Origin of the sequence: Streptomyces sp. NPDC102437, from assembly GCF_044765565.1 — a bacterium.
Classification (GTDB): Bacteria; Actinomycetota; Actinomycetes; order Streptomycetales; family Streptomycetaceae; genus Streptomyces.
Map to the genome: position 1 here is coordinate 1 of NZ_JBIWKI010000134.1, position 2,697 is coordinate 2,697.

Sequence of the window (2,697 nt, forward strand, 5' to 3'; positions counted from 1 at the left end):
CTCGACAGCTGTATCGGTCATCGGAACCACCCGAGCATGCCCGTTGACCATGCTGCCGCACCGGGAAACTCCAAGATCCCCGACAGAGTCAAGCTGATGCTGAGCGTCGATCAGATCGCCACCGTGACAGGAGCCGAGCCCGCGACCGTCCGCGCCCGCCTGGCAGCCGCCAGGCGGGAACAGATCTCCAGGAACGACGGCTGACTGGCACCGAGGCCGTTTCGGACGGCCCTGCCGTGCCTCGGGGCGGCCGATGCTCCGAGGCACGCCGTGCGGGCTCACCCGGCCGAGAGGACCTGGCCCTGCGGGCAGCCGCAGAAGAAGGGGACCATCACATAGACACGTACATGGCCTGCGTGACAGTCGCGGCTTGCGGTAACACCGAGGCGATCTTGGTGTCTCACGAACGGTCGTTACGTACGTCCGGAGTCCTCTCCGCTTCCTTCCGCCAGTGGTCGAGGCTGTGTCGAACCATCCGCGCGCGAGGGTGGTCTTCGCCCAGTACCCGCACCACGTGATCGAGTAGGTCGGCGAAGGCCTGTGCGGCCCCCTCCGCGTTCCCCGCCCGTCCCTGCCAGGTGGCGAGGTTGTTCCGGGTGGTGAGGGTGTTGGGGTGGTCTTCGCCCAGCACCCGCGCCCGGTCGGCTAGTAGGTCGGCGAAGACATGTGCGGCCCCCTCCGTGTTCCCCGCCCGTCCCCGCCAGGTGGCGAGGTTGTTCCGGGTGGTGAGGGTGTTGGGGTGGTCTTCGCCCAGTACCCGCGCCACGTGATCGAGTAGGTCGGCGAAGGCCTGTGCGGCCCCCTCCGCGTTCCCCGCCCGTCCCTGCCAGGTGGCGAGGTTGTTCCGGGTGGTGAGGGTGTTGGGGTGGTCTTCGCCCAGTACCCGCGCCACGTGATCGAGTAGGTCGGCGAAGGCCTGTGCGGCCCCCTCCGCGTTCCCCGCCCGTCCCCGCCAGGTGGCGAGGTTGTTCCGGGTGGTGAGGGTGTTGGGGTGGTCTTCGCCCAGTACCCGCAGCATGTGATCGAGTAGGTCGGCGAAGGCCTGTGCGGCCCCCTCCGCATCCCCCGCCTCCCCCCGCATGGTGGCGAGGTTGGCCCAGGCGCTGAGGGTGTCGGGGTGGTCGGGACCGAGGTGGCTGCTGGTGGTTTCGGCGAGGTGCTCGAAGTGGCCGTGGGCGGCGGTGACCTGTCCGGATTCGCCGAGGCTGCGGCCGAGGCGATACAGCAACACGTGCGCGTCCGGCCGGTGGAGGGCGTCTTCGGCGTGGCGGGCGAGAGCGGCGGTGTTGGTGCGCAGGGCCTGAGCGAGATCGGTGTCGCGTTCGATCGTGGGCCAGGCGGCCGTCAGGGCGTCGGCGGCGGTGCGCGCGGCCTGGTGGTGCTGGTGGGGGGTGTGGGTGTCGCGGGTGGCGCGCTGGATGAGCTGGTGGATACGTACGGCCGGGCGAGAGGTGCCGGGTTGGTGGTCGATGAGGCTGAGCCGGTCCAGGGCACGCAGGGCGTCGACCGCCTCCTTGAGGGTGACCAGTGGCGTGGATGCTGTGGTGCGCTGCCGCTTGCCCGGCCACCACTTGGGTCGCCGCGCTCGTTTAGGGCTGGTTGTGGTGCGGTGTGCGGCGAGGTGAGCGCGGGCCGGCTCACTGGTCAGGACGCTCTGGGGGATGCTGTTGGCGTCGAGCAAGGATGCCAGGTGGAGCATGGGCCGGGCCAGGCCGGCGGGGCGCAGGGTGTCGGCGCGGTCGATGGACAGGGACCAGGCGGCGGCGAGGGCGGTGGCCTGTTCGTCGGGCAGGGTGTCGGGGGCGAGGTCCGTGAGGCGTGTGGCGCGGTCGGCCAGCAGGTCGCGGTAGGCGGCCGCGGTGTCGCCGGAGTCGATGAGGTAGGCGGCGGCCTGGGCCAGGGCCAGGGGCAGGTGTCCGAGATCGGCGGCGAGGGCGGTGAGCTGGCCGGCGGGCTCGGTCCGGCCCTGGGCGTCGAGGGCTGCGGTGAGGTAGGCGGCCGATTCGGCGGGGGTGAACAGACCGACCTCGATCCGGCGGTGGTCCCGGCCGAACAGGGCTGCGTCGCGGCGGCGGGTGGTCAGCAGGGTCCGACCGTGTGGGCTGGCGGGCGGCCACAGGCTGTAGCGGTTGCCGGGGTCGTCGGGGTTGGCCACCAGGTCGCCGGGGTCGGTGACATCGTCCAGGACGATCAGCCACCGGCACGGCCGCTGCCCGGGCTTGGGGGCCAGCCAGGCCAGGAACGTCTTCGCGGCCTGCTCGGGGTCGTCGGGGTCCGCCCGGCACAGCTCGACGCCGGCCTGCGCGTATCCGCTCACCACGGGCGAGCGGCCGCTGGCGGTGACCCAGACCAGGACATCCAGGCCACCCTCGTCCCAGGCGGCGCGGGCGTAGTCGGCGGCCGGCTGGGTCTTGCCGACCCCACCCATCCCCGTCAGCACCTGGCACAGCACAGCAGTACCTCCGCCATCGACCGCAGCCCGCAGCCGGTCCGCCTCTGCCCGGTACTGGAACGACCGCGCCGAGGACGGGACCACACCAACCTGATGCGGCCAGGAAGCCGGCTCCCGCGGCGCGCGCTGCACGGTCAGCGTGCCGATGTAGGGCCTTGACCCCTGATCCTGAACACGGGTTATGCGGCTTCGGCCAGCGTAGTTGATGTTGTTCGGAGTGCTTGTTCGTAGGCGATGGGGCTGCG

At 71.4% G+C, this 2,697-nt stretch carries 1 protein-coding gene and 1 pseudogene; one reads left to right on the plus strand and one right to left on the minus strand.

Going from position 1 to position 2,697, the window contains the following annotated elements; all coding sequences use genetic code 11:
* Positions 1-204, plus strand: a pseudogene (locus tag ACIRJP_RS42265) (hypothetical protein); the annotation flags it as partial.
* A 196-nt stretch (positions 205-400) separates the two neighbouring features.
* Here the strand turns inward: ACIRJP_RS42265 and ACIRJP_RS42270 are convergent.
* Positions 401-2,452 carry a tetratricopeptide repeat protein gene (locus tag ACIRJP_RS42270; protein ID WP_404186513.1) on the minus strand — a complete coding sequence of 684 codons (2,052 nt, stop codon included), beginning with the start codon at positions 2,450-2,452 and terminating at the stop codon, positions 401-403.
* Between the last annotated feature and the right edge of the window lie 245 nt (positions 2,453-2,697).